The 25,258-nt window shown below is 70.9% G+C and carries 21 protein-coding genes; 9 read left to right on the top strand and 12 right to left on the bottom strand.

The window, feature by feature from the left end; translation table 11 throughout:
* Window positions 1–168: 168 nt before the first annotated feature.
* Window positions 169–834 carry a TetR/AcrR family transcriptional regulator gene (locus tag ACFYXF_RS26975; protein ID WP_389353091.1) on the top strand — a complete coding sequence of 222 codons (666 nt, stop codon included), beginning with the start codon at window positions 169–171 and terminating at the stop codon, window positions 832–834.
* 526 nt (window positions 835–1,360) lie between these two features.
* Here ACFYXF_RS26975 and ACFYXF_RS26970 read toward each other — a convergent pair.
* Window positions 1,361–2,329 carry a helix-turn-helix transcriptional regulator gene (locus tag ACFYXF_RS26970; RefSeq protein ID WP_389353090.1) on the bottom strand — a complete coding sequence of 323 codons (969 nt, stop codon included), beginning with the start codon at window positions 2,327–2,329 and terminating at the stop codon, window positions 1,361–1,363.
* Between the two features lie 62 nt (window positions 2,330–2,391).
* On the opposite strand from ACFYXF_RS26970, the gene ACFYXF_RS26965 reads away from it, so the two are divergent.
* From ACFYXF_RS26965 to ACFYXF_RS26950, 4 genes are all read left to right on the top strand, one after another.
* Entirely contained in the window at window positions 2,392–3,888 is a 1,497-nt protein-coding gene (locus ACFYXF_RS26965; protein WP_389353088.1) for an MFS transporter, read from the top strand.
* Window positions 3,889–4,100: 212 nt separating this feature from the next.
* On the top strand, window positions 4,101–4,862 hold the full coding sequence (locus ACFYXF_RS26960) for a DeoR/GlpR family DNA-binding transcription regulator (protein ID WP_389353086.1): 762 nt from the start codon (window positions 4,101–4,103) through the stop codon (window positions 4,860–4,862).
* Window positions 4,859–5,806 (top strand): 1-phosphofructokinase, encoded by a 948-nt coding sequence (gene pfkB / locus ACFYXF_RS26955; protein WP_389353084.1) that lies wholly within the window; start codon window positions 4,859–4,861, stop codon window positions 5,804–5,806. The genes ACFYXF_RS26960 and pfkB overlap by 4 nt, the downstream gene beginning before the upstream one ends.
* A 445-nt stretch (window positions 5,807–6,251) precedes the next feature.
* Entirely contained in the window at window positions 6,252–8,279 is a 2,028-nt protein-coding gene (locus tag ACFYXF_RS26950; protein ID WP_389353082.1) for a fructose-specific PTS transporter subunit EIIC, read from the top strand.
* 153 nt (window positions 8,280–8,432) lie between these two features.
* On the opposite strand, the gene ACFYXF_RS26945 is transcribed toward ACFYXF_RS26950, so the two are convergent.
* From ACFYXF_RS26945 to ACFYXF_RS26930, 4 genes are all read right to left on the bottom strand, one after another.
* A complete protein-coding gene (locus ACFYXF_RS26945) occupies window positions 8,433–9,179 on the bottom strand; it encodes a DUF6227 family protein (protein ID WP_389353080.1) in 747 nt (248 codons plus the stop codon).
* Window positions 9,180–9,369: 190 nt separating this feature from the next.
* On the bottom strand, window positions 9,370–10,602 hold the full coding sequence (locus ACFYXF_RS26940) for an Ig-like domain-containing protein (protein ID WP_389353078.1): 1,233 nt from the start codon (window positions 10,600–10,602) through the stop codon (window positions 9,370–9,372).
* 215 nt (window positions 10,603–10,817) lie between these two features.
* Window positions 10,818–11,852, bottom strand: coding sequence for a P1 family peptidase (locus tag ACFYXF_RS26935; protein WP_389353077.1), 1,035 nt, complete (start codon window positions 11,850–11,852; stop codon window positions 10,818–10,820).
* 39 nt (window positions 11,853–11,891) lie between these two features.
* Window positions 11,892–13,163, bottom strand: a complete 1,272-nt coding sequence (locus tag ACFYXF_RS26930) for a low temperature requirement protein A (RefSeq protein WP_389353075.1) — start codon at window positions 13,161–13,163, stop codon at window positions 11,892–11,894.
* Between the two features lie 125 nt (window positions 13,164–13,288).
* On the opposite strand from ACFYXF_RS26930, the gene ACFYXF_RS26925 reads away from it, so the two are divergent.
* Window positions 13,289–13,474 (top strand): hypothetical protein, encoded by a 186-nt coding sequence (locus ACFYXF_RS26925; RefSeq protein ID WP_389353073.1) that lies wholly within the window; start codon window positions 13,289–13,291, stop codon window positions 13,472–13,474.
* Between the two features lie 28 nt (window positions 13,475–13,502).
* Here the strand turns inward: ACFYXF_RS26925 and mscL are convergent, their stop codons facing one another.
* From mscL to ACFYXF_RS26895, 6 genes are all read right to left on the bottom strand, one after another.
* On the bottom strand, window positions 13,503–13,973 hold the full coding sequence (gene mscL / locus ACFYXF_RS26920) for a large conductance mechanosensitive channel protein MscL (RefSeq protein ID WP_369035176.1): 471 nt from the start codon (window positions 13,971–13,973) through the stop codon (window positions 13,503–13,505).
* A gap of 138 nt (window positions 13,974–14,111) precedes the next feature.
* Window positions 14,112–14,678, bottom strand: a complete 567-nt coding sequence (locus ACFYXF_RS26915) for a hypothetical protein (RefSeq protein ID WP_389353071.1) — start codon at window positions 14,676–14,678, stop codon at window positions 14,112–14,114.
* Window positions 14,679–14,823: 145 nt separating this feature from the next.
* The gene (locus ACFYXF_RS26910) at window positions 14,824–15,684 is read right to left on the bottom strand and encodes an S-methyl-5'-thioadenosine phosphorylase (protein ID WP_389353069.1); all 861 of its coding nucleotides are present in this window, start codon (window positions 15,682–15,684) and stop codon (window positions 14,824–14,826) included.
* A 95-nt stretch (window positions 15,685–15,779) separates the two neighbouring features.
* Window positions 15,780–16,115 (bottom strand): FmdB family zinc ribbon protein, encoded by a 336-nt coding sequence (locus tag ACFYXF_RS26905; protein WP_389353067.1) that lies wholly within the window; start codon window positions 16,113–16,115, stop codon window positions 15,780–15,782.
* Between the two features lie 69 nt (window positions 16,116–16,184).
* Window positions 16,185–17,462 carry an MFS transporter gene (locus ACFYXF_RS26900; RefSeq protein ID WP_389353065.1) on the bottom strand — a complete coding sequence of 426 codons (1,278 nt, stop codon included), beginning with the start codon at window positions 17,460–17,462 and terminating at the stop codon, window positions 16,185–16,187.
* A gap of 228 nt (window positions 17,463–17,690) precedes the next feature.
* Window positions 17,691–19,196, bottom strand: coding sequence for a potassium/proton antiporter (locus ACFYXF_RS26895; protein WP_389353341.1), 1,506 nt, complete (start codon window positions 19,194–19,196; stop codon window positions 17,691–17,693).
* Window positions 19,197–19,453: 257 nt separating this feature from the next.
* On the opposite strand from ACFYXF_RS26895, the gene ACFYXF_RS26890 reads away from it, so the two are divergent.
* Window positions 19,454–22,213: a penicillin acylase family protein gene (locus ACFYXF_RS26890; RefSeq protein WP_389353063.1), complete on the top strand. Its 2,760-nt coding sequence runs from the start codon at window positions 19,454–19,456 to the stop codon at window positions 22,211–22,213.
* A 56-nt stretch (window positions 22,214–22,269) separates the two neighbouring features.
* Here the strand turns inward: ACFYXF_RS26890 and ACFYXF_RS26885 are convergent, their stop codons facing one another.
* On the bottom strand, window positions 22,270–22,878 hold the full coding sequence (locus ACFYXF_RS26885) for a 5-formyltetrahydrofolate cyclo-ligase (protein ID WP_389353061.1): 609 nt from the start codon (window positions 22,876–22,878) through the stop codon (window positions 22,270–22,272).
* Between the two features lie 109 nt (window positions 22,879–22,987).
* On the opposite strand from ACFYXF_RS26885, the gene galU reads away from it, so the two are divergent.
* Both galU and glp read left to right on the top strand, forming a co-directional pair.
* Complete coding sequence (gene galU / locus ACFYXF_RS26880) at window positions 22,988–23,890, top strand: UTP--glucose-1-phosphate uridylyltransferase GalU (RefSeq protein WP_389353058.1); 903 nt, start codon at window positions 22,988–22,990, stop codon at window positions 23,888–23,890.
* A 5-nt stretch (window positions 23,891–23,895) separates the two neighbouring features.
* Window positions 23,896–25,239 carry a gephyrin-like molybdotransferase Glp gene (gene glp / locus ACFYXF_RS26875; RefSeq protein WP_389353056.1) on the top strand — a complete coding sequence of 448 codons (1,344 nt, stop codon included), beginning with the start codon at window positions 23,896–23,898 and terminating at the stop codon, window positions 25,237–25,239.
* Window positions 25,240–25,258 lie beyond the last annotated feature (19 nt).

Below are 25,258 nucleotides of genomic sequence, written 5' to 3'. Positions count from 1 at the left end.
CCTTCCCAAGCCGGGCTTCGGTACCTAACCCCCCCCAGGTACCGGAGCCCGGCTCACTTCTGCCTCCGCCCGACGGCTCGTTCGCTCAAGGGCGGGGCACCCCGTACCTGAACCCCGGGGTGGCCCGCCGGATGGCAGATTGTGCCACAGCGGCATAACCTGGCGTCCGTGTCCCACCCCGATATCTCCGGTTCCTCCGGTTCCTCCAGCTTCTCCGGTTCGCTCACCGAGCGGCGCAAGTACGCGACGCGGATGGAGATCGCCCGGGTGGCGGCGAAGCTCTTCGTGACCGACGGGCTGCGGGCCACCCGCGCCGAGGACATCGCCCAGGCGGCCGGGGTCGCGCCGCGCACGTTCTACCGCTACTTCGCCACCAAGGAGGAGGCCGTCGGGCCCCTGTTCGGCGCGGGCATGGAGCACTGGGCGGACACGGTGCGCGAGGCGCCGGCCGCGCTGTCCGTCCCGCAGGCCCTGGAGCACGCGGCACGGCATGTGCTGACCCCCGGCGCCGGGGTCCCGCCGGGCGCCCTGGACTGGGCCCGCACCCTGCTCCGGCTGGCCGAGGAGAGCCCCGCCCTGCTGCGGGTGTGGGCGGAACGGTGCCGGACCTCGGAACGCGCGCTCGCCGAGGCGCTGGCCTCCCGGGGCGCGGGCCCGGCCGACTCGCCCGACGCCCGCTTCACGGCCGCCGTCGCCGGCGCCGCCGTACGCGTCGCCTTCGAGACCTGGGCGGCCGGAGACACCCCGGCCGACGGCCCGACGGGCCCGGCGGCACTGGCGGTACGCAACTTGGGGACGCTGCGGGACTTTCCGTGGAGCGGCGCGAGTTCTTGAGACGCGAGCCCTGAGGAGGCGCGAGTCCCGAGGGACGGGTTCTTGAGGGCCGCCGGTCGGCTGCCCGCCGTCTGGGTCGGGCGCGCCTCGGCTTCCGTGTCTGTCGGCCGGCCGGGTTCGTGGAGCGGGGCCGGTTTCGAGGCGTTCTGGAGGGTGCCGGTCGGCTGCCTGCCGCCGCCCGGGTCGGGGCGTCTCGACTCCTGTGCCTGGTCGGCCGGTTCGGGTTCGCGTTAGTGGAGCGGCGTCGACTTCTGAGGCGCGGGCCCTGAGGGGCGGGTTCTTGAGGACCGCCGCGCAGGTCGGGTGCGGCGCGGCTTCCGTGTCTGGCGGCCGGTCCGGGTCGTGGAGCGGGGTCGGTTTCTGTGGCCCGGGTTCTGGAGGGCTGTCGGTCGGCTGCCCGCCGCCGCCCGGGTCGGGGCGCCTCGACTGCTGTGCCTGGCCGACCAGTTCGGGTTCGCGTCCGTGCAGCGGCGCCGGCTTCTGGCGCGCGAGTTCCTGAGGTGTCGGTCCCGGTGGGCCGCCGAGGTCAGCTCCCCGTCGCCGCCCGGGTCAGACGTTCCCCCAACTCCCGTACCCTCTGCACCAGTTCGGGCGGTTCCCGGACCGTGAAGGCGCAGTCGACCGACGCTAGCCGTACCGCCAGCCACTCCACCGCGTCGCCGGTCGAGGAGCGGATGCGGCAGCTGTGCTCGTCGAGGGGCTCGGGGGTGCCGAGCCAGGCCGGGACGCGGGCGGCGACAAACGCGGCCGGGGCGGCGAACGTCGCCTCGAACGCGTACTCCTCCCGCCGGACATGGATCGACCGGCGCAGATACTCCGCCGCGTCGCCCGTCGGCAGCTCGCGCGGGGCGAAGCGGGCGCCTGTCGCGAAGGGGTCGGCGACCCGGTCGACGCGGAAGGTGCGCCAGTCGGCGCGGTCGAGGTCGTACGCGACGAGATACCAGCGGCGGTCGGTCGACACCAGCCGGTACGGCTCGGTCAGCCGCTTCGTCGCCGTACCGTCCTTGGCACGGTAGGCGAACCGCAGCCGCTCCTGCCCGGCCACCGCCGAGGCCATCACGGTCAGCGTCTCGGGCGCGATGACCGCGCCGTCCCCGCTGGTCAGCGGGGTGGTCGCGGCCTGGAGGGTGGACACGCGGCGGCGCAGCCGGGACGGCAGGACCTGCTCCAGCTTGGCCAGCGCCCGTACGGACGCCTCGTCCAGCCCCTCGACCGCGTGCCCGGCGCCCGCCCGCAGCCCGACCGCGATGGCCACCGCCTCCTCGTCGTCGAGCACCAACGGTGGCAGCGCCTTGCCCGCGACCAGCCGGTACCCGCCGTCGGACCCCTTGCTCGCCTGCACGGGATAACCGAGTTCCCGCAGCCGGTCGATGTCCCGCCGCACGGTGCGCCGCGACACCCCGAGCCGGTCGGCCAGCTCGCCGCCGGGCCACTCGCGGGGCGTCTGGAGAAGCGAGAGGAGCTGGAGGAGCCGGGCCGGGGTGTCCGTCGTCATGGGTACGAGGATGCCGTACCACTAGGACAGGATCTGACCTAGTGGGGTCCTAGCGTGAAGCCATGAACTCCACCGAGACATCAACAGCCGTACCTGACAGGCGGCGCTGGCTCGCCCTCGCCATCGTGATGACCGCGGCCTTCATGGACCTCGTCGACGTCACGATCGTCAACATCGCGATCCCGTCGATCCAGCGCGAGGCCGGCGCTTCCTTCAGCCAGATCCAGTGGATCACCGCCGGATACGCGCTCGCCTTCGCCGCAGGCCTCGTCACCGGCGGACGTCTGGGCGACATCCACGGCCGCAAGCGGCTCTTCCTCGTCGGGATAGGCGGTTTCACCCTGGCCTCCGCCCTCTGCGGCTTCGCCGCGAACCCGGAGATGCTGGTCGCCTCCCGCATCCTCCAGGGTGCGATGGCGGCGATGATGGTGCCGCAGGTCCTGTCGATCGTCCACGCGACCTTCCCGGCGCACGAACGCGGCAAGGTGTTCGGCCTCTTCGGCGCGATCGTGGGCCTGGGCGCGGTGTCCGGCCCCCTGCTGGGCGCGCTGCTGACGGAGTGGAACCTGTTCGGCCTCGAATGGCGGCCGATCTTCCTGATCAACCTGCCGGTGGGCATCGCGGGCCTGATCCTCGGCCGCCGCTACATCACCGAGTCCAAGGCCCCGCGCGCCCTCAAGCTGGACCTGGTCGGCGTCGCCCTGGTGACCCTGGGCCTGCTGATGCTGCTCTACCCGCTGACGCGCGGGCGCGAGCTGGGCTGGCCGCTGTGGGGGTACGTGTCGATGGCGGGCGCGCTCGTCGTGTTCGGCGCGCTGGTGGCGTACGAGAAGCGGAAGACCCGGATCGACGGCTCCCCGCTGGTCGAGCTGTCCCTGTTCAAGGTGAAGAGCTTCGCCGCGGGCATCGCCGTACAGACCGTCTTCGGGGTCGGGCTCGGGATCTTCTTCCTGGTGTGGACGCTGTACATGCAGTACGGGCTCGGCTGGAGCCCGCTGAAGGCCGGGCTGACCGGCGTGCCGTTCTCGATCGCGGTGTCGGTGGCGGCCGGCATGTCCGTCCAGAAACTGACCCCGCGCTTCGGCCGCAAGGTGCTCCAGGCGGGCGCGCTGGTGATGGGCCTGGGCGTGCTGCTCTACATCTGGGAGTCGGGCCGGTACGGCCTGTCCATCGCCCCCTGGCAGATGGCGTTGCCCCTGGTCGTCATGGGCGCCGGCATGGGCCTGATCGTCGCCCCGCTGACGGACGCGGTGCTGTCGGAGGTGCCGAGGGAGCACGCCGGATCTGCGTCCGGGCTGATCAACACCGTGCAGCAGATGGGCAACGCGCTGGGGCTCGGGCTGGTGTCGGTGGTGTTCTTCGGCACGATGGGGGACCGGCTGACGCCGAGCGAGGTGGGCCCGGCGTTCGTGGACGGCTTCCAGAACGCGCTGGGGTGGGTGGCCGGGCTGATGGGCCTGATCTTCGTGGTGATGTTCGCGTTGCCGGGGAGGGCCGCCGCGGTGCCCGAGCCGGAAGATGCGGTGGAGGACGAGCAGGAGAAGGTCCTCGTCGGCTGAGCAGGGCGCGGTGGAGCAGGGCCCGGCACCTCAGGCATCAGGCCTCAGGTGCCGGGCCCTTTCCCGTGCGCGTATCCGTGCCGCACCCCTACAGAAGCCTGATTGTGTCCGCATCGTGCCCGAACTTGTTTACTTTCCGGAAATCCGGGCGTAGCCTCCGGATGAAAGCAGCCGAAACAACAAGTTCGGGCATGAGTCGGAGGCGAACGGACATGTACGCACCGGAGCGGCAGCAGGAGATCCTGCGGCTCGCCCGTGACGGCGGGCGGGTGGACGTGCTGTCCCTCGCCGAGCAGTTCCAGGTCACCGCGGAGACCATCCGCCGGGACCTGAAGGCGCTGGACCGCGCGGGTCTCGTACGGCGTGTGCACGGCGGCGCCATACCGGCCGGTCGCCTCGACTTCGAGCCGGACCTCACCGAGCGCGAGTCGACCTACGCCGACGAGAAGGACCGCATCGCCAAGGCCGCCCTCGCCGAGCTGCCCACCGAGGGCACCCTGATCCTCGACGCCGGTTCGACGGTCGCACGCCTCGCCGCCGCCATCCCGCTGGAGGCGACGCTCACCGTCGTCACCCACAGCCTCCCGATCGCGGCCCGCCTCGCCGACCACCCCGGCATCCAGCTGCACCTCGTCGGGGGACGCGTCCGGCACCGTACGCGCGCCGCCGTCGACGCCTGGGCACTGCGGGCGTACGGCGAGATCCGCGCCGACGTCCTGTTCGTGGCCGCCAACGGGTTCTCCGCCGAGCACGGGCTGACCACGCCCGACCTCGCCGAGGCCGCCGTGAAGCGGGCCGCCGTGGAAGCCGCCCGCCGGGTGGTGCTGCTCGCCGACTCGACCAAGCATGGCGAGGAGCACTTCGCCCGCTTCGGGGACCTGGGCGACGTGGACCTGCTGATCACGGACAGCGGCCTGGACCCCGAGGACGCCACCGACCTCGAACGCGGCGGCCTGGAGGTAGTACGCGCATGATCCTCACCGTCACCCCCAACCCGTCCCTCGACCGTACGTACGAGGTCCCGTCGCTCGACCGCGGCGAGGTCATCCGCGCCACCGGCGAGCGCATGGACCCGGGCGGCAAGGGCGTCAACGTCTCGCGGGCAGTGGCAGCCGCCGGACAGCGCACGGTGGCCGTGCTACCGCTGGGCGGCGCGCCCGGAGCACTCGTCGCGGACCTCCTCGACGCCCAGGGCATAGAGGTGGCACCGGTACCGATCGCGGGGGCGACCCGCTCGAACATCGCCCTCGCCGAATCGGACGGCGTCCTGACGAAGATCAACGCACCCGGCCCCGAACTCTCCGCCGCAGAGCAGGAGTTGCTCCTGGAGACGGTACGCGTGCAGTCGGCCGACGCCGACTGGATAGCCTGCTGCGGCAGCCTGCCGCGTGGCCTCGCCCCGTCCTGGTACGCCGACATAGTGGCCCGTGCACATGCCGCAGGCGCCCGAATCGCCCTGGACACCTCGGGCCCGGCCCTCCTCGCGGCCCTGCGCGAACGCCCGGACGTGGTCAAGCCGAACGCAGAGGAGCTCGCGGAGGCGGTAGGCCGCCCCCTGGCGACGATCGGCGACGCGGTGAAGGCGGCGGAGGAACTGCGCGAACTGGGCGCGGGCGCGGTCCTGGCCAGCCTCGGCGCCGACGGCCAACTCCTCGTCAACGGCTCGGGCACCTGGTTCGCCAGCGCCCACGTCGACACCGTACGCAGCAACGTGGGTGCCGGCGACTCCTCCCTGGCCGGCTTCCTGATCGCCGGCGGCAGCGGCCCCAAGGCCCTGGCCTCGGCCGTAGCCCACGGCGCCGCCGCAGTCCAACTACCGGGCAGCGTGATGCCGACCCCGTCCGACCTCGACCCGTCGGCGGTGACGGTAACGGGCGAGGTACCGGTGGACCGGGCGTTGAGGGAGCCGGTGTCATGAGCGCTCATCTTCGTGTCCGCGTTGGCCCGGCCTTGCCGCGGCCGTCCGGCGCCGTGGGGTTGCCGGGCAGTGTGATGCCGATGCCTGCCGACCTCGATCCGGGAGCAGGTGTCATGGCCGCCCACCTGAGTGTCCGCGTTGGCCCGGCCTTGCCGCGGCCGTCCGGCGCCGTGCGGTTGCCGGGCAGCGTGATGCCGACCCCGTCCGACCTCGGCCCGTCCGCCGTGACGGTGACGGGCGAGGTGCCCGTGGACCCTCGTACCGGGGGAACCCCTCTCGTGACGGCGCCCGCCCGCTACGCCCGTCCCCCTGAACCGGCCCTGACGCGGCGGGGTTTCCCCGGCCCCGCCGCAGCCACCCCTCCCAAGAACCCCCACTGCACCACCCCCGTCCCCAGCCCCGCCCACCCCACTTCCCGGGCGATACGCGTGCGAAGGAGCCCGCGATGAGCGAGATGATCACCGCGGACCTGGTCGACCTCGACCTGTCCGCCCAGACCAAGGATGCGGCGGCCCGTGCCCTCGCCGAGCGCATGGTGGCGAAGGGGCGGGTGACCGACCTCGACGGTTTCCTCGCCGACGTGGCCGCCCGTGAGGCGCAGATGCCGACCGGCCTCGACGGCGGCATCGGCATCCCGCACTGCCGCAGCGAACACGTGACCGAGCCGACGCTCGCCTTCGGGCGCAGCGCCGCCGGGATCGACTTCGGCGCGGCCGACGGCCCCGCCGACCTGATCTTCCTGATCGCGGCCCCGGCCGGAGCCGACGACGCCCACCTGACGATCCTGTCGTCGCTCGCCCGCCAGCTGATGAACGACGAGTTCACGGCGGCGCTGCGGGCGGTCGGCGACGCGGAGACGGCCGCCGCGCTGATCCGTGGCGACGAGGCTCCGGCCACCGATGACTCCGCGGCGGCTTCGGCGGCGGCCTCCGCCGAAGCCGCCGCGGGCAGTGACGACGGTGACGGGGGCGCGCGTCCGTTCCGGATCGTCGCCGTCACCTCCTGTCCGACCGGCATCGCCCACACGTACATGGCCGCCGAGGCACTGGAGAACGCGGGCCGCGAGGCAGGCGTCGAACTCGTCGTCGAGCCGCAGGGCTCGGCCGGGTTCACCCGGCTCGACCCCGCCGTCATCGCCGCCGCGGACGGCGTGATCTTCGCCCACGACGTGCCCGTACGGGAGAAGGAACGCTTCGCCGGCAAGCCCACCGTCGACGTCGGCGTCAAGGCCGGCATCAACAAGCCCGCCCAGCTCATCGCCGACGTACGCGGCAAGGCCGAGCGCGGCGAGAGCAGCGCACCCGCCACCGGCGGTACGCCCGTCGAGCGGGCCGGCGAAGCAGGCGACAACTACGGCACCAAGCTGCGCAAGTGGCTGATGACCGGCGTCAGTTACATGGTCCCGTTCGTCGCCGCCGGCGGCCTGCTGCTCGCCCTCGGCTTCGCGATCGGCGGCTGGGAGATCAACAAGGCGCCCTCGGTCATGGAGCACTTCTCCTGGACCCAGGTCGACAGCTGGGGCGCGCTGCTCTTCCAGATCGGCGGGGTGGCCTTCGGGTTCCTGATCCCGGTCCTGGCCGGCTACATCGCCTACGGCATGGCCGACCGCCCCGGCCTCGTCCCCGGCTTCGTCGGCGGAATGATCGCCTCGAACATCGCGGCCGGCTTCCTCGGCGGCCTGGTCGCCGGTCTGCTGGCCGGTGGCATCGTCCTCGCGATCCAGAAGATCAAGATCCCACCGGTGCTGCGCGGCATCATGCCCGTGGTGGTGATCCCGCTGATCTCCTCGCTGATCGTCGGCTTCCTGATGTTCGTCGTCGTCGGCAAGCCCATCGCCGAGGCCCAGAAGGGCATGACGGACTGGCTCTCCGGCCTTTCCGGCACCAACGCGATCCTCCTCGGCATCCTCCTCGGCCTGATGATGTGCTTCGACCTCGGCGGCCCGGTCAACAAGGTCGCGTACGCCTTCGCCACGGCCGGCATCGCTGTCGCGGACCCCAGCGACTCCGCGATGAAGGTCATGGCCGCCGTGATGGCCGCCGGCATGGTCCCGCCGCTGGGCATGGCGCTGGCCACCGTCGTCCGCAAGAAGCTCTTCACCCCGGCCGAGCAGGAGAACGGCAAGGCCGCCTGGGTCCTGGGCGCCTCCTTCATCTCCGAGGGCGCGATCCCGTTCGCGGCGGCCGACCCGCTGCGCGTCATCCCGGCCTCGATGGCGGGCGGTGCGGTCACCGGCGCCCTGTCGATGGCCTTCGGCGCCACGCTCCGCGCCCCGCACGGCGGCATCTTCGTGGTCCCGCTGATCGGCAGCCCGTTCCTCTACCTGATCGCCATCGCGGCCGGCACCTGCGTCACGACGGCCCTGGTCATCGTCCTCAAGAGCATGCGCAAGCAGACTCCGGGCGTCACGGCCGCCGAGTCGCCCGAGGGCACGACGGCGACACCGGCGAAGAAGGAGCCGGTGGCGGCGTAGGCAGAACGATGCGCGGGCGGTAGGCGAACCCGCGAGCACGCGAACCCGCGAGCACGAGAGCCCGCAAGCACGAGAAACGCCACGGTCCGGGACAGGAACTCCCTGTCCGGGACCGTGGCGTCTGTGCCATCGGGCAGGAAATGTGTGCCGGGGTTACGACGCCCGGGTCGCCCGCCGCTCCATCGCGTCCCGCGCCCCGTCCTCCGTCGGATACACCTCGCACATGTGCCGACCGTCGGGCGTCGCCGTGTGCTCGACCTCCCACAGGGAGATCTCCTCACCGCCTGGCAGCAGGAAGGCGTGCTCGTAGAGCGAGAAGCCGATCCCGGACCGGCCCGCCCGGCACGGCCGCCCGAACGCCTGGGTGATCTGGTGCGCGAACGCCGTACGCAGTAACTCGGCCGTCTCCGTCCCCGGCCGGTCCGTGTTCTCCGCGCGGCGCAATAAGCGGCGCGCGTGGTCCGCCGAGTCGTCAGGAACGTACACATGCCGGGGCTGGACGACCGGCGTGAGCTGCACCGTCACCGGCAGCTCGAAATCCGGGCCGTCCGCGGGCAGCGGGAGCCGGGCCGTGGCGGCACGCAGCTCCTCCTCGTCCACATACACCTCGTGCTGCGGACCCGCCCCCGGCGCCGTGTTGTGCACCAGCTCCCAGAGGGTGAGCGCCGAACCGTCGGCGAGCAGCCAGGTGTGACGGTACGTCTCGCGGTGCAGCCCCGCGCTGTGGTGCGCCGAGTGCAGCGAACTGTCGTGCGCCAGCGCGCAGTCGAGCCGCCGTATCGCCTCGTCGGGCAGCTCGAAGGAGTTCAGGGCACGACCGAGGAGTCGCTCGAGGTGCTCCTCCGGAGACTCGGGCGACTCGGGTGGTTCGTACGCTGCCGTCTCGTACGGAACGCTCAAGGCTTCTCCCGGCGTTGCTGCATGTCACCTTGTGGGTGCATACCGTAGCCCCTCGGTCGGACATCATGTCCGGGAACCGAGAAAACATACGTCTAGGAGACGCCCGGGCCGTACGAAAAGTTCCCGCACGGCCCCGAAAACCATCAATGATCCATCAACGAGCCCTGTTCGGACGGTACTTCACGCACTGTCAGGAAGTGGCCCCCGCTGTCCACTCGCTCCACGGCAGATTCCAGCCGTTGAGACCGTTGTCCGGCGCGACCTGCTTGTCGGCGGAGTTCTTCACGATGACGACGTCCCCGATCATCGAGTGGTCGAAGAACCACTTGGCGGGCGTGTCCCCGTTGGCCCCCTGCACGTCCTGCAGCCCCACACACCCATGGCTGGTCCCCGTCCGCCCGAACGGCGGATTGCCCTTCAGGTACCAGTAGTTGCCATGGATGAACGTCCCCGACGTCGTCAACCGCATCGCGTGCGGCACGTCCGGGATGTCGTACGCGTTGGCCAGATCGACCGTACGGCTGTCCATCCGCGTCTCCTTCAGCTTCTCGGAGATCACCATCTGCCCGTTGTACGTGGTGAACTCCGGGCTGCCGGCCGAGATCGGGACGCTCTTGAGGGTCTGCCCGTCCCGTACGACCGTCATGGTCTGCGTGTTGACATCGACCGTGGACACCTGCGAGCGCCCGATCGTGAAGCTGACGGTCTTCTTCTGCACCCCGACCACACCGTTGGCGCCCTCGACCCCGTCCAGGTCGATCTTCATCGTGACCTTGGAACCGGCCTTCCAGTACTCCTCGGGCCGGAAGTCGAGCCGCTGCGCCCCGAACCAGTGCCCGACGACCTGCTGCCCGCTGCTCGACGTGACGGTGATGTGCGACCGCACGGCGGCCTGGTCACTGATCGCCTTGTCGAACGTGAACGACACCGGCATCCCCACCCCGACCGTCGTCCCGTTGTCCGGCGTGTACGTCCCGATGAAGCTGTTCGCCTTGGTGACGGTGGTGAAGGTCGAATCGGCTGCCTGGGTCCGCCCGTCGGCGTCCTTCGCGGCCGCCGATATTCGGTACCGCGTCCCCCGCTCCAACTGCTCGGCAGGCTGCCAGCTCCGCCCGTCCGAGGCGATCGCCCCCGCGACAGCCGCTCCGGTCCCCGCGACGGTCATCTTCACCTCGGTCAGCGTGCCCCCACTGACCTTCACCCCGGTCGAGTTGATGGAGGCACCGGCCGACCCGTTCTTGGCGGAGATGACGATCCGGGCGGCCGAAGTGGCGACGGTGCCACTACCACCCTTGCCCCCCTTACTGTCGCCACCATCACCACCGCTACTGCCACCGGCGCACGCGGTGAGGGTCAGGGCACCGACCATCAGGACGGCACAGGCCCCCAGCGCGCGCCGAGCTGTCGTGTCCGGCGTTGTCACGGGCTGCTCCAGGTTTGTGTGATCCGGGGTTTCCGGGCTGTTTGGGTCGCTTGGGTGATCCGCTCCACTTACGTGAAGAAAGAGGGGAACACCGAGGGCCGGGGTTCCCGACGTCCGCCTCCACACCCATGACGTGACAGAACCGGGACAATCGCCATCTCCTGGGAGAGTTCCTGTTGTTGGGGGTTCCCCACCCCCACTCCCGTCCCCTCCCCCTACCCGCGCCCCCCGTACAACTCCCCGTACGAAGGCCACCCCCCACCCGTCCCCACCACCGACCCCGCCGCCCGTACCGCCCGGACGATCGCGCGTGTCACCAGGTCCGCGCCCGCCTCCAGGATCTCGTTCAGTGCCAGTGGGTTGTCCTCGGACAGTGGACGCGCACCCGTGGCCAACGTGAAGACCGTGTCCCCGTCGGTCAGCAGATGCACCGGGCGTACGGCACGTGCGATGCCGTCGTGGGCCGTGCCGGCGACCTTCTGGGCCTGGGCCTTCGTCAGTGCCGCGTCGGTCGCGACCACCGCGAGCGTCGTGTTCAGCGGGGGGAGGGGGGACTGGGCCGCGACCTCGGCCAGTCGTCGCTGCGCCGCCTCGTGGACACCGGGCGTCGGGTACTCGATCCGCCGCCCCTCGTACAACTCCCCGTACAGCACCCCCGTTTCCGGATCCACCGAGTACCCCGCCGCGTTGGCCACCACCAGCGCCGCCACCGTGATCCCCGAGCCGAGCACGGTGCTCGCGGTGCCGATGCCGCCCTTCAGGAACCCGATCACGGCCCCCGTACCGGCGCCCACGCACCCCTCCGGCACCGGCGCGCCCGGCTCACTCGCTGCGGCTGCCTCGACGGCCGTCCTTCCGGTGGCCGCGTCCGGCCGGGCCCGGAAGTCGCCGCCCCGGCCCAGGTCGAAGACGCAGGCGGCGGGCACCACCGGTACAACGTGCCCGGGATCGGGCCCGACCCGTACCCCGCGCTCCTGCTCCTCCAGCCAGGCCATCACTCCCGACGCCGAGTCCAGCCCGTACGCGCTGCCGCCCGTCAGCACCACCGCCTCGACAGTGCGTACGACGTTGCGCGGATCCAGGGCGTCGGTCTCCTTGGTGCCGGGTCCGCCGCCCCGTACGTCCACGGCCGCCACGGCTCCGCCCTCCGGTGCGAGCACGACCGTCGTGCCGGTGAGCCATCCGTCGCCGATACGCGTCGCGTGCCCCACTCGCAGGCCGGCCACATCTGTCAGAGCGTCAACTGTCATGACGCCCAGTCTTGTCCAGCGCCCCCTTCCGTCGCTTCCTCAGGCCTTCTTCGCCGCTTCCGTGTCTTCGGCGGTTTCGGCCCGGTGCTCCCCGGCCACCGTCCGGGCGGTCAGCGTCACCCCGGCCGCCACCGCGAGCGCCGACAGGAGGCCCGCCGCGAGAACCGCCCAGTCGCCCAGGAACGTGCACACGATCACCAGCAACGCCGTGGTCGGCAGGACCAGTTGCTGGGCGGTGCCCACCTTGAAGTAGCGCGAGTGCAGGGCCCAGACGGTGATCAGGTAGAGCGCCGCCGGCAGGGTCACGGCAGCCGACGCGGCCAGCGTGGAGATGTGCGCCTTGCCGACCGTGTCCTCGACCGCGACCTCCAGGCCCGCCCCGATCGCGGCCACCGACGCGAAGATCAGATAGTGGCCGTAACCCCACAGGAACGACTGCCTGTTGGAGCGCAGATGCCCATGGATGGGGACGGCGAAGTAGATCCACCAGGCGGAGAACACGATCAGCAGCCCGCCCGCCGCGATCGGCAGCAGATCGCGCAGCGCGTCGTTCTCCTCCACCCCCGACTTCACGGCCACCGTCGCCGCCGCGACCGCCTCGCCCAGCACGATGATCGTGAACAGCCCGTACCGCTCCGAGATGTGGTGCGGGTGCCAGGACGTGGCGAAGCTCCTCTCCGCGTAGAGGGGGACCGCCAGTTCGGCGAGCGCCATCACCAGGAACAGCCAGGGGCGGGCGGGCTCCGGCAGGAGTACCAGCCCCAGCCAGCCGACCAGGCAGAGCAGCACGCCACCGGCGTACCGCAGTGCCATCGTCCGCTCGGCGCCGGTGGCCGAGCGGACGACCCGCAGCCACTGGGCGGCCATCGGCAGCCGCATGATCAGATAGCCGAGCCAGACGATCAGGAAGTCGTGGTCCTCGAAGGCCCGCGAGACCCCGGCCGCCAGTACCAGGACGCCGGCGATCTGGACCAGCGTGACGATCCGGTACAGCACGTCGTCGTTGTCGTACGCCGAGGCGAACCAGGTGAAGTTCATCCAGGCCCACCAGATGGAGAAGAACACCATCGCGTAGTTGAGGATGCCCTCGCCCGCGTGCCCCTCGGCCACGGCGTGCACCAACTGGACGCCCGCCTGGGCGACGGCCACCACGAAGCAGAGGTCGAAGAAGAGCTCCAGCGGTGAGGCGACCCGGTGCGACTCGCCGCGTCCGCGCGCGGTCAGCTTGCGCAGGGGCGCGTCGCGGCCGTGACCGGCCGGGGCGTGGGATCCGTCGGGCATGCCCGGCACGGGGGATGAACTGGACGTCATACGAACCAGCACAGCAGATGAGCACACCGTGCGCAGGCCGAAGAGCGGCGCCGGAGCGTGATCGTGATCCGGCATGCGCCCCACGGCCCGGACCGGGCCCGGCAGGTGGGACGTACCCTGGAACCATGACCAGCCCCGCCGCCCCCGAACCGAGCGCCCCGAAGCCCGCGCTGATCTTCGACGACCCGCTGGACCAGCAGTCGTCGGACGACACGGACCGTGGGTGGGGCGAGCGCCCGGGGGACAGCGGCGGCGACAGCGTGGCCGACCTGAAGCGTTTCCTCGACGAGAAGCCGCCCCACCACATCTGAACCGCGCCGAACCACCCCGGTGCGGCCCCTACCGCTCGTCGTGCCCGGAGCCCCGCTGGGCCACCAGGGCGTCGCGGATCTCCTTGAGGACCTCCAGCTCGCTCACCTCGATGACCTCCTGCGCGCCCTCCTTCGCCTTCTGGCGCGCGGTCTGCCTGGCCAGGTACTTCGACATCGGCAGGACCATCAGGAAGTAGACGACGGCCGCGGTGATCACGAAGGTGAGCGTGGCGCCCAGAACCGAGCCCCACATGATCTTGACGCCGGTCGCGGTGTCGCCGGTACCGGTGCAGGGGTCCTTGATGCAGGAGCTGTAGTTGTCGAGGTTCTTCGTCCCGAACGCTCCCACCATCGGGTTGATGACGCCCTTCACCACCGAGTTCACGATGTTGGTGAACGCGGTGCCGATGACTACCGCGACCGCCAGATCGACGACGTTGCCGCGCGTCAGGAAGGCTTTGAAGCCGTCCCAGACGCTCGGTTGCTTCTTCTCGCTCACCGCGGGGCCTCTCCTCGTACACGCAATTGGGGGAACAAACAGTTCCGCAACCTACGTCAACCTGTGGCAGCGCTGTCCAATTGGGCGGCTCCAACGAGGGACTTGACGTCAGACGGTTCGAAGCAATCGAGGCAGGATTCACCACACCGTCACCGCCAACCGTGCCGTCGCGCCCGCGCCGGCCAGCCGGGACGCCGTGGTGCGCGGCACCGAGAGCACGACCAGAGCCCCGCCCTCGGCCACGCTGTCCTGCGGTGTCATGGCCGGCGGCACCTTCGTCACCCGCGCCCGGTGCGCGACCACCCGGGCGTCGGTTCCCGTCGGCGACTCCTCGGCCGCGATGACGTCGACCCTGTCACCGGGCTGCAGCAGCCGGACCGTGGCCGCGTCGGCGATCCGTACCGGCGCGGTCACCATCTCGACCGCGCGCCGCTCCCGTACGGGATCCGCCACAGGATGCCCCCGGACCCGTCCGACATCGGGCGGCGGACCCGACGCCTCACGTGGACCCGCAGCCACGATCGCGGCAGCCGTGACGGCGAGCCCGAGGGCCAGCGCCCGCCTCCGATTCCGTACCAGGCGCCGCAGTTGACCCCGCCCGCCGCGCACCCGCACAGGAGCGAACTGCGGCACCTCGCAGGGCGGGGGGACGAGCGGAACGGAGCGCACGGGACGTACGGGAGACATGGGACGTACGGATGACATGGTGACCACCACCTGTGACGAGGGAGCTGCTTGCGCCCCCACGATGAGGCTTTTCGGCGAACCCCGCTCAGGCCTGTGTGTTACTCACCGGTTGTGGACAACTCCCTCACCCGAACGGGAAGTTCCGCCCCGCCGTCCCGTCCCGCTACGGCAGCTCGAACCCCGGATCCATCCCGCCCAGCGCCTTCGTGCACAGGCAGTCCCGCGTCTCACCCGCAGGCAGCGCGGACACCGCGTCGTACAGCACGCCCCGCATCCGGTCCACGTTCGCCGCGAACACCTGGAGCACCTCCTCGTGCGAGACGCCCTCGCCGGTCTCCGCGCCCGCGTCGAGGTCGGTGACGAGGGTCAACGAGGTGTAGCAGAGCTCCAGTTCACGGGCGAGGCCCGCCTCGGGATGGCCCGTCATGCCCACCACCGACCAGCCCTGCGCCCGGTACCAGAGCGATTCGGCGCGCGTGGAGAACCGCGGTCCCTCGATCACGGTCAGTGTGCCGCCGTCCACCGGCTCCCAGCCGCGGCCACGCGCCGCCTCCAGGGCGACCTTGCGGCCGACCGGGCAGTAGGGGTCGGCGAGGGACACGTGCACCACGTTGGGGACGGCCCCGCCGGGCAGCGGCATGCCGTCGAAGAACGTCCCCACCCGGGACTTCGTACGGTCGACCAGCTGGTCCGGCACGAGCAGCGTGCCCGGGCCGTACTCGGGCCGCAGACCGCCCACCGCGCACGGCGCGAGCACCTGGCGCACGCCGACCGAGCGCAACGCCCACAGGTTGGCGCGGTAGTTGATGCGGTGCGGCGGAAGATGGTGCCCGCGCCCGTGCCGGGGCAGGAAGGCGACCCGGCGGCCGGCGACCTCGCCGAGGAACAGGGAGTCACTGGGGGATCCGTACGGCGTGTCCACATGTATCTCGGTCACGTCGTCGAGGAAGGAGTAGAAGCCGGAGCCGCCGATCACGCCGATCTCGGCGCTCGTGGCGCTCCCGGGATTCGCCTGATTCACCATGCCCGCACACTAGAACCTGTTCGGCGGCCGCGCGGAAACACCGAAGACCCCGTCGTCGTACGACGACAGGGTCCCGTGGGCCAAGAGGTGGTGCCTTACGCGGCCGAGCTGGTGCTCGACGAGCTGCTGGAGCCCGACGAGGAGCTGGACGAACTGGACGACGAGGAGCCCGACGAACTCGACGACGAGTCCGAGGACGACGACGAAGAGGTGGCCGTCGACGGCTTCGACGCGGGCGCGCTGCTCGACGAGGAGCCGCGGCTGTCGTTGCGGTAGAAGCCGGAGCCCTTGAAGACGATGCCGACCGCGGAGAACACCTTCTTGAGGCGGCCGTTGCAGCTGGGGCACTCGGTCAGGGCGTCGTCGGTGAACTTCTGCACCGCTTCAAGGCCCTCGCCGCACTCGGTGCACTGGTACTGGTAGGTCGGCACTGTGTCTTCCTCCTGGCACTCTCACTCGATGAGTGCTAACGATCGTCCATAGTGACGTATTCCCGCCGATCAGTCCACTGTCACCGGTGTGCGGTGACCGACGCCACGTGCGACGGTCAGGCTCGCCGGGCGGATCGTCACCCGTGGTGCGAGCCGTGAACGCAGGACCACCAGGGTCGTCAGGGCCAGCAGGGTGCCGCCCATGGGGACCAGGAACCCGGCGCCGGCCCACAGACGGTCCTCCAGCTGGCCCGCGGCGGTGACGGCCGCCGCCTGGCCGAGGGCGACCGCGCCGGTCAGCCAGGTGAACGCCTCGGTGCGGGCGCCGGCCGGGACCAGAGAGTCGACCAGGGTGTAGCCGGTGATCAGCGCGGGCGCGATGCACATGCCGACCAGGAGGCCGAGCCCGGCGAGCGTCAGGACGGAGTCGGCCGCCCACAGGCCGGAGGCGGTGACCGCGAGGGCGGCGTACCCGGCGACCAGGCGCCGCTGCGGGGCCATGCGCCAGGCGACGGCTCCGCAGACCAGGCCGGAGAGCATGTTGCCGGCGGCGAAGACCCCGTACAGGATGCCGTTCAGACCGGGGTCGCCGATGGACTCGCTGAACGCGGCGAGCGAGACCTGCATGCCGCCGAAGACGGCGCCGATGCCGAGGAACGCGACGATCAGGACGCGTACCCCGGGGACGCCCAGTGCGGAAACGCGCTCCACGCGCGCGTGCCGCCCGCTCAGCGAACCGGCCGTCGTCACCGACGGCTGGGTGCTCTTCTGCGCCGCGAACAGCAGACCGCCGAGGAGGGTCAGCGCGGCCTCGGTGACCAGACCGGCCGCCGGGTCGACAGCGGTGCACAGGGCGGTCGCGAGCAGCGGGCCGAAGACGAAGGTCAGCTCGTCGGTGACGGACTCGAAGGCCGCCGCCGTCGGCATCAGGGGCGAGTCCTGGAGCTTCGCCGCCCAGCGGGCGCGGACCATGGGGCCGATCTGGGGTGTGGAGGCGCCGGTCAGGACGGCGGCTGCGAACAGGGTCCACAAGGGGGCGCCGGTCAGCGCCAGCGCCGTCAGGGCGAGGCCGGACAGGGTGTGCAGGACGACACCGGGGACGAGGACCGCGCGCTGTCCGTGGCGGTCGGCGAGGCGGCCCCCGTAGGGCGCGCACAGGGCCATGGAGACGCCGGTGACGGCGGCCACGGCGCCGGCGGTGCCGTACGAGCCGGTGGTGTGCTGGACGAGCAGCACGATGGAGATGGTGAGCATCGCGAACGGCTGTCGCGCGGCGAAGCCGGGGAGCAGGAACGTCCAGGCGCCGGGGGTGCGGAGCAGCTGTCCGTAGGTGACCGTGGATGCCACGGCCGTGCCTTTCTGCTGCCTGGTAGCGCGGCCCCGTGCGTGCGGGCGGCGCCGAGAGCTGTCCTCTTGCGCGGACTGCGGTAGATGCCGACGCCCCCGCAGAGGATGTCCCGGCCGCCATACGGTCGCGCCAGCTCTGCTTCAGACAGAGTTGGTTCGATCAGGGTGCGCCTTCACTGTACAGGGGCGATGGTGCCCCGTACCTCTGAAAGGAAGCGGAGAGGTGCGTCACGCCTCTGCTCCATTGCCGCCCGTGCCCAGCCACTGGGCGAGCTTGCCGCCCTGCCCGACGGCCCGCAGGCGGCGTTCCGTCGCGTCGCGGACCGGGTCGGTGGTCACCACGAGGAGTTCGTCACCGCGGCGAAGGACCGTGGTGGGAAGCGGAACGAACGATTTTTCATCGCGGACGACGAGGGTGACCGCGGCGCCCGGCGGCAGCCTCAGCTCGCCCACCTCGACGCCGTGCATCTTGGAGCCGTCGGGGATCGCGACGGACAGCAGATGCCCGCGCAGCCGCTCCAGGGGCGCGGACTCGATACCGAGGTCGGCGGGCCCCTCGCCCTGGCCCAGGTGCAGTTTGCGGGCCAGCCAGGGGAGCGTCGGGCCCTGGACGAGGGTGTAGACGACTACCAGGACGAAGACGATGTTGAAGATGCGGCGGCTCTCCTCGACGCCGCTCACCATGGGGATGGTCGCCAGGATGATGGGCACCGCGCCGCGCAGCCCGGCCCAGGACATCAGGGTCTGCTCCTGCCAGGGCACCCGGAAGGGCGTCAGGCAGATCAGCACGCTCAGGGGCCGCGCCACCATGGTCAGGGCGAGGCCTATGACGAGCGCGGGCCAGATGTCGTCGCCCATCTCGTGCGGGGTGACCTGGAGGCCGAGCAGGACGAACATGCCGATCTGGGCGATCCAGCCGAGGCCGTCGGCGAAGCCGCGGGTGGCGGGCCAGTGCGGCAGTTTGGCGTTGCCGAGAACCATGGAGGCCAGGTAGACCGCGAGGAAGCCGCTGCCGTGGGCGAGCGCGCCGGCGGCGTACGCGGTGACGGCTATCGCCATCACGGCGATGGGGTAGAGGCCGGACGCGGGCAGGGCCACGTGCCTGAGGCCCCAGGAGCCGAGCCAGCCGACCGTGATGCCGATGGCGGCGCCGATGGCCAGCTCCAGGATGATGACGCCCAGCAGCGTGTACCAGTGCTCGACCGGGCCCGCGGTGGACAGCGAGACGACCAGGATGACCACGGGGGCGTCGTTGAAGCCCGACTCGGCCTCCAGGGTGCCCGTCACGCGCGCGGGAAGGGGGATCTTCCGCAGGACGGAGAAGACCGCCGCCGCGTCCGTCGAGGAGACGACCGCCCCGATGATGAACGCCTGCCGCCATTCCAGCCCGATCAGGTAGTGCGCGGCCGTCGCCGTGATGCCGACGCTGACCGCGACCCCCACCAGCGCCAGCGCGGAGGCGGCCGGGAGGGCGGGCTTGATCTCCTTCCACTTCGTGGCGAGTCCGCCCTCGGCCAGGATCACGACCAGGGCCGCGTATCCGATGACCTGGGTCAGTTCGGCATTGTCGAAGTGGATGTCGCCGATGCCGTCCTGGCCCATGGCGACGCCGATCCCCAGATAAACGAGCAGGCTGGGGAGCCCGCTGCGCGAGGAGATCCGGACCGCTGCCACAGCGATGAGGAGGACGAGCGAGCAGACGAGCAGGAGCTGGTTGAGATGGTGGACAGTCAGCGGCCGTTCCCTTCACTGGCCCGGCGCGGCACGCGCGCGGGTCACGTACATCGGACACGACGTGAAGTCACCGCGTACCCGAGTACTTCGTTACCTTACCTAACTCTTGACGATTTCTTGACGCTTCCGCAGGCATGATCGAACGCCCGTCCGTTCGCGTACCCGACTCCGCGTCAAGTCGCGTCGGGCCCTGCGCCTATGGTTGCTCCAGCACTCCAGTACCGCCTGCCGCTCGCGTTAGGACAGCAAGGACAGCGATGCCCCCCACCACCACCAGCTCTTCCGGCCACAAGCCCGGCAAGTCCGGCAGGAAGAAGGGGCGCAAAGCCCGACTGTTCGTGATCGTCCTGGTTCTGGCGATCATCGGAGGCGTCGCCTACGGCGCGTTCTGGTCCGTGAGCACCGTCCGGGCCTCCTTCCCGCAGACCAAGGGTTCGATCTCGCTCGAAGGCCTGTCGGGGCCCGTCGACGTCAAGCGCGACAGCTACGGCATCCCGCAGATCTACGCCTCCTCCGACGAGGACCTGTTCATGGCGCAGGGCTACGTCCAGGCGCAGGACCGGTTCTACGAGATGGACGTACGCCGGCACATGACGTCGGGCCGGCTCTCCGAGATGTTCGGCAAGGGGCAGGTCGACAACGACGAGTTCCTGCGCACCCTCGGCTGGGACCGGGTGGCGAAGGAGGAGTACGACAAGACCCTGTCGGCCGCCACGAAGAAGTACCTCCAGGCCTACGCCAAGGGGGTCAACGCCTACCTCAAGGGCAAGGACGGCGCGGAGATCTCCCTGGAGTACGCGGCCCTCGGGTTCAGCAACGACTACAAGCCGCAGGAGTGGACCCCGGTCGACTCGGTCGCGTGGCTGAAGGCGATGGCCTGGGACCTGCGCGGCAACATGCAGGACGAGATCGACCGCTCCCTGCTGACCAGCCGCCTCGGCCCGCAGCAGATCGCCGACCTGTACCCCGAGTACCCGTACAGCCGCAACAAGCCGATCGTCCAGGAGGGCGAGTACGACGCCTCGTCCGGGACGTTCGTCAAGAGCGGCACCGGCACGAGCACGCAGACCGGCTCCTCGGGGTCGGGTACGTCGTCGTACGCCTCCGTGGACTCCGCGGCGCTCCAGAGCCAGCTGGAGGGCCTCTACCGGGTCCTGGACGACGTCCCGGCGGCCGTCGGTGTGAACGGCAACGGCATCGGCTCGAACTCCTGGGTCGTCTCGGGCGCCCACACCATCACCGGCAAGCCGCTGCTGGCCAACGACCCGCACCTGTCGCCGTCGCTGCCGTCCGTCTGGTACCAGATGGGCCTGCACTGCCGCAGCGTCTCCGCCAAGTGCCAGTACGACGTCTCCGGGTACACCTTTGCGGGCATGCCCGGTGTGATCATCGGGCACAACGGTGACATCGCCTGGGGCATGACCAACTCGGGCGCCGACGTCACCGACCTCTACCTGGAGAAGCTCTCCGGCGACGGCTACCTGGTCGACAACAAGACCAAGCCGTTCACCACGCGCGAGGAGACCATCAAGGTCGCCGGCGGCGCGTCCAAGACGATCGTCGTCCGCGAGACCGACAACGGGCCCCTGCTGTCCGACCGCGACGACGAACTGGTCAAGGTCGGCAAGAAGGCCACCGTCGACGCCTCCGCCCCCGACCGGGGCGACGGCTACGGCATCGCGCTGCGCTGGACCGCGCTGGACCCCGGGAAGTCCATGGACGCCGTCTTCCTGATGGACAAGGCGTCCAACTGGACGGAGTTCCGCGCGGCGGCGGCCTCCTTCGACGTGCCCTCGCAGAACCTCGTCTACGCGGACACCGCGGGCAACATCGGCTACCAGCTGCCCGGACTCATCCCCACGCGCGCGGCGGGCGACGACGGCTCGCTCCCGGTCCCCGGCTGGGACTCCAAGTACCGCTGGACCGGCTACCTCAAGCAGTCCGAGCTGCCCTTCGAGTACAACCCCTCGCGCGGCTACATCGTGACCGCCAACCAGGCCGTGGTCGACAAGGCCAAGTACCCGTACACGCTCACCACGGACTGGGGCTACGGCACCCGCAGCCAGCGCATCGCCGACCTGATCGCCTCGAAGATCAAGGGCGGCGGCAAGATCTCCACCGACGACATGCGCCAGATGCAGCTGGACAACAGCAGCGAGATCGCCAGGCTGCTGGTGCCCAAGCTGCTGGCGATCGACGTCAAGGACAAGTACGTCCGCGAGGCGCAGAAGCTCCTGGTGGGCTGGGACTACACCCAGGACGCCGACTCCGCCGCGGCGGCCTACTTCAACGCGGTCTGGCGCAACATCCTGAAGCTCGCCTTCGGCAACAAGCTGCCCAAGGAGGTCCGGGTCGAGGGCCAGTGCCTGTACGTGAAGCCGGTGAACACCACCAGCCCCGCCGACGCGGACCAGCGCGTCCTCGAATGCGGTCAGCGGGACGCGGACCAGGCGCAGCCGGACGGCGGCGACCGCTGGTTCGAGGTGGTCCGCAGGATCATCAACGACACGGACAACGACTGGTGGAGCACGCCGAAGACCCGCACCGAGAAGGCCGCGACCAACCGTGACCAGCTGTTCTCGCGCGCCATGACGGACGCCCGCTGGGAGCTGACCGCCAAGCTCGGCAAGGACATCGACACCTGGAGCTGGGGCCGGCTGCACCGTCTGTTCCTGAAGAACCAGACCCTGGGCACCGAGGGCCCCGGCTTCCTGCAGTACATCCTCAACCGCGGCCCCTGGAAGCTCGGCGGCGGCGAGGCGACGGTCAACGCGACCGGCTGGAACGCGGCCGGCGGCTACGGCGTCGTCTGGGTGCCGTCGATGCGGATGGTGGTCAACCTCGGCGACCTCGACAAGTCGAAGTGGATCAACCTGACGGGAGCCTCCGGGCACGCCTTCAGCGACCACTACACCGACCAGACGGGCAAGTGGGTCGACGGCGAACTCCTGGACTGGTCCTTCACGGACAAGGCGGTCGAGGACAGCACGAGCGACACACTGCTGCTGAAGCCATGAGCATGCGGTAGTCCCGAAACGGCCCTCCACGCGCGCGTGGAGGGCCGTTTCCCGTTCTACGAGGGTCCGCCGAACCGGTGTACTCCCGAAGGGGTGACCACCGCGTGCACCGGCCGGTCGTGCGGCTCGGCCGGGACACGGGGGACGACCTCGGAGTCGTACAGCAGCACCACCAGGGCCGGATCGGCGGCCGACCGCTCCAGCCGGGCCAGCACACGGTCGTACGAGCCTCCGCCGCGCCCCAGGCGCATCCCCCGGTCGTCCACGGCCAGGCCGGGCAGCAGGACGGCGTCGGCGGTCGTCACGGCGTCCGCGCCGAGGCGCTCGCCGGACGGCTCCAGCAGGGCCATCCGCCCGCCGTGCCTCACCTCCACCAGGGACGCCTCCCCGGTGTACGTGCCCCAGTCGAGGTCGTTGTCCGGGAGGAGGACCGGCAGCAGAACGCGCACCCCGCGCGCGTGGAGGGCGTCCAGGAGGGCGCGGGTGCCGGGTTCGGTGCCGACGGAGACGTACGCGGCCACCGTGCGCGCGTGGGCGAGTTCGGGCAGGTCGAGTGCGCGGGCGGCCAGGGCCGTCGCCGCTGCCTGGACATCGTCGGCCGTCAACCTGTTTCTCACCGCCATGAAGTCCCGCCGCAACATTCGCTTGTCAGGCTCTGTCTCCATGGCTCTCCCGCTGTCGTTCCGGGACTCTTATATCGTTCATATATCGATATGAGAGTCAATTAATCGAAGCCTCAGAATCGACCCAAAGGCACCGGATAGGGTTGCGGCCATGACTGAGTCGCACCCCAGGATCAGCAAGGCTGTCATCCCCGCAGCAGGCCTCGGCACCCGGTTCCTGCCGGCCACCAAGGCCACTCCCAAGGAGATGCTGCCGGTCGTCGACAAGCCGGCGATCCAGTACGTGGTCGAGGAGGCCGTCTCCGCGGGCCTCGACGACGTCCTCATGATCACGGGACGCAACAAGCGCCCCCTTGAGGACCACTTCGACCGCAACTACGAGCTGGAGTCCGCCCTTCAGAAGAAGGGCGACGCCGAGCGACTCGCCAAGGTCCAGGAGTCCAGCGACCTCGCGACCATGCACTACGTCCGCCAGGGCGACCCCAAGGGCCTCGGCCACGCCGTCCTGTGCGCCGCCCCGCACGTCGGCCACGAGCCCTTCGCCGTCCTCCTCGGCGACGACCTCATCGACCCCCGCGACCCCCTCCTCCAGCGCATGGTCGAGGTCCAGGAGCAGCACGGCGGCAGCGTGATCGCCCTCATGGAGGTCGCCCCCGAGCAGATCCACCTGTACGGCTGCGCGGCCGTCGAGGCCACCGACGACGGCGACGTCGTCAAGGTCACCGGCCTGGTCGAGAAGCCCGAGCCGGCCGACGCCCCCTCGAACTACGCGATCATCGGCCGCTACGTCCTCGACCCGCACATCTTCGGCATCCTCCGCCGGACCGAGCCCGGCCGCGGCGGCGAGATCCAGCTCACCGACGCTCTCCAGCAGCTCGCCGACGACGAGAAGGTCGGCGGCCCCGTGCACGGCGTCGTCTTCAAGGGCCGCCGCTATGACACCGGGGACCGCGGCGACTACCTGCGTGCCATTGTCAGACTCGCATGCGAACGTGAAGACCTGGGCCCGGACTTCCGGACCTGGCTTCGCAGTTACGTAGCCGAGGAGATGTAGCAACGTTGAGCAGCGCCGCGCCCCGCACCACCGGCCAGGACCACCTGTGGTCGGTGGACGAGCACCTGGAGGACATCCTCGCGACCGTCCGCCCCCTCGAACCCATCGAGCTGCAACTCCTCGACGCCCAGGGCTGTGTCCTGGTCGAGGACGTCACGGTGCAGGTCTCCCTGCCGCCGTTCGACAACAGCTCCATGGACGGGTACGCGGTCCGGGTCGCGGATGTCGCGGGCGCGAGCGAGGAGTACCCGGCCGCCCTGACGGTCATCGGGGACGTCGCGGCCGGCCAGGACGGACTGCTCCACGTGGGCCCCGGCCAGGCCGCCCGCATCATGACCGGCGCCCCGCTGCCGCCCGGCGCCGAGACCGTCGTCCCCGTGGAGTGGACCGACGGCGGCCTCGGCGAGGGTCCCGTCACCGGGATGCGCCCCGGCAGCGCGGACCCCGAGGGCCCCCAGGGCCAGGTCCGCGTGCACCGCCCGGCACCGGCACGCGCGCATGTGCGCGCGCAGGGCAGCGACGTCCAGGCCGGTGACCGCGCCCTCGCCGAGGGCACCGTCCTCGGCCCGCCGCAGATCGCCCTGCTCGCCGCGATCGGCCGCGGCACCGTACGCGTGCGCCCGCGCCCGCGCGTGGTCGTCATGTCCACCGGCAGCGAGCTGATCCAGCCCGACGAGAAGCTCGCCGGCGGCCAGATCTACGACTCCAACAGCTTCGCCCTCACCGCCGCCGCCCGGGACGCCGGAGCGATCGCCTACCGCGTGGGCGCGGTCGCCGACGACGCCGAGACCCTCCGCTCCACCATCGAGGACCAGCTCGTCCGCGCCGACCTCGTCGTCACCACCGGAGGCGTCAGCGTGGGCGCCTACGACGTGGTCAAGGAGGCCCTCTCGCACGTCGCCGACGAGGACGAGCCCGGCGCCGGCGTCGACTTCCGCAAGCTCGCCATGCAGCCCGGCAAGCCCCAGGGCTTCGGCACCGTCGGCCCCGACCACACCCCGCTGCTCGCCCTGCCGGGCAACCCGGTGTCGTCGTACGTCTCCTTCGAACTGTTCGTGCGGCCCGCGATCCGTGCCCTGATGGGCCTGCCCGACGTCCACCGGCCCACGGCGAAGGCGGTCCTGGAGACGGGCAAGGCGCTGACCTCGCCCGCCGGGCGCCGTCAGTTCCTGCGCGGCACCTACACGGACGGGCGGGTGACGCCGGTCGGCGGCGCCGGCTCCCACCTGATCGCGGCCCTCGCCCACGCCGACGCGCTGATCGTCGTACCCGAGGACACGGAGTCCCTGGAGCCCGGCGCCGAGGTCGAGGTCGTACTGCTCGGCCGGCCGGTGGGCTGGGGCGGCTGAGGGGCGCGGGTTGGGAGTA

Origin of the sequence: Streptomyces sp. NPDC002680 (genome assembly GCF_042889145.1) — a bacterium.
Classification (GTDB): domain Bacteria; phylum Actinomycetota; class Actinomycetes; order Streptomycetales; family Streptomycetaceae; genus Streptomyces; species Streptomyces adonidis.
Note: the sequence above shows the minus strand (reverse complement) of the source record. Positions and strands in the feature narration are given on the sequence as shown.

What these genes read in the sequence shown, in the direction of transcription:
- ACFYXF_RS26925 (WP_389353073.1), top strand. Translation starts at nt 13,289, where the DNA reads ATGACCAGCCCCGCCGCCCCCGAACCGAGCGCCCCGAAGCCCGCGCTG.
- ACFYXF_RS26935 (WP_389353077.1), bottom strand. Translation starts at nt 11,852, where the DNA reads ATGACAGTTGACGCTCTGACAGATGTGGCCGGCCTGCGAGTGGGGCAC.
- ACFYXF_RS26965 (WP_389353088.1), top strand. Translation starts at nt 2,392, where the DNA reads ATGAACTCCACCGAGACATCAACAGCCGTACCTGACAGGCGGCGCTGG.
- ACFYXF_RS26890 (WP_389353063.1), top strand. Translation starts at nt 19,454, where the DNA reads ATGCCCCCCACCACCACCAGCTCTTCCGGCCACAAGCCCGGCAAGTCC.
- galU (WP_389353058.1), top strand. Translation starts at nt 22,988, where the DNA reads ATGACTGAGTCGCACCCCAGGATCAGCAAGGCTGTCATCCCCGCAGCA.
- ACFYXF_RS26885 (WP_389353061.1), bottom strand. Translation starts at nt 22,878, where the DNA reads ATGGAGACAGAGCCTGACAAGCGAATGTTGCGGCGGGACTTCATGGCG.
- ACFYXF_RS26930 (WP_389353075.1), bottom strand. Translation starts at nt 13,163, where the DNA reads ATGACGTCCAGTTCATCCCCCGTGCCGGGCATGCCCGACGGATCCCAC.
- ACFYXF_RS26910 (WP_389353069.1), bottom strand. Translation starts at nt 15,684, where the DNA reads ATGGTGAATCAGGCGAATCCCGGGAGCGCCACGAGCGCCGAGATCGGC.
- ACFYXF_RS26960 (WP_389353086.1), top strand. Translation starts at nt 4,101, where the DNA reads ATGTACGCACCGGAGCGGCAGCAGGAGATCCTGCGGCTCGCCCGTGAC.
- pfkB (WP_389353084.1), top strand. Translation starts at nt 4,859, where the DNA reads ATGATCCTCACCGTCACCCCCAACCCGTCCCTCGACCGTACGTACGAG.
- ACFYXF_RS26915 (WP_389353071.1), bottom strand. Translation starts at nt 14,678, where the DNA reads ATGTCATCCGTACGTCCCATGTCTCCCGTACGTCCCGTGCGCTCCGTT.
- ACFYXF_RS26950 (WP_389353082.1), top strand. Translation starts at nt 6,252, where the DNA reads ATGAGCGAGATGATCACCGCGGACCTGGTCGACCTCGACCTGTCCGCC.
- ACFYXF_RS26970 (WP_389353090.1), bottom strand. Translation starts at nt 2,329, where the DNA reads ATGACGACGGACACCCCGGCCCGGCTCCTCCAGCTCCTCTCGCTTCTC.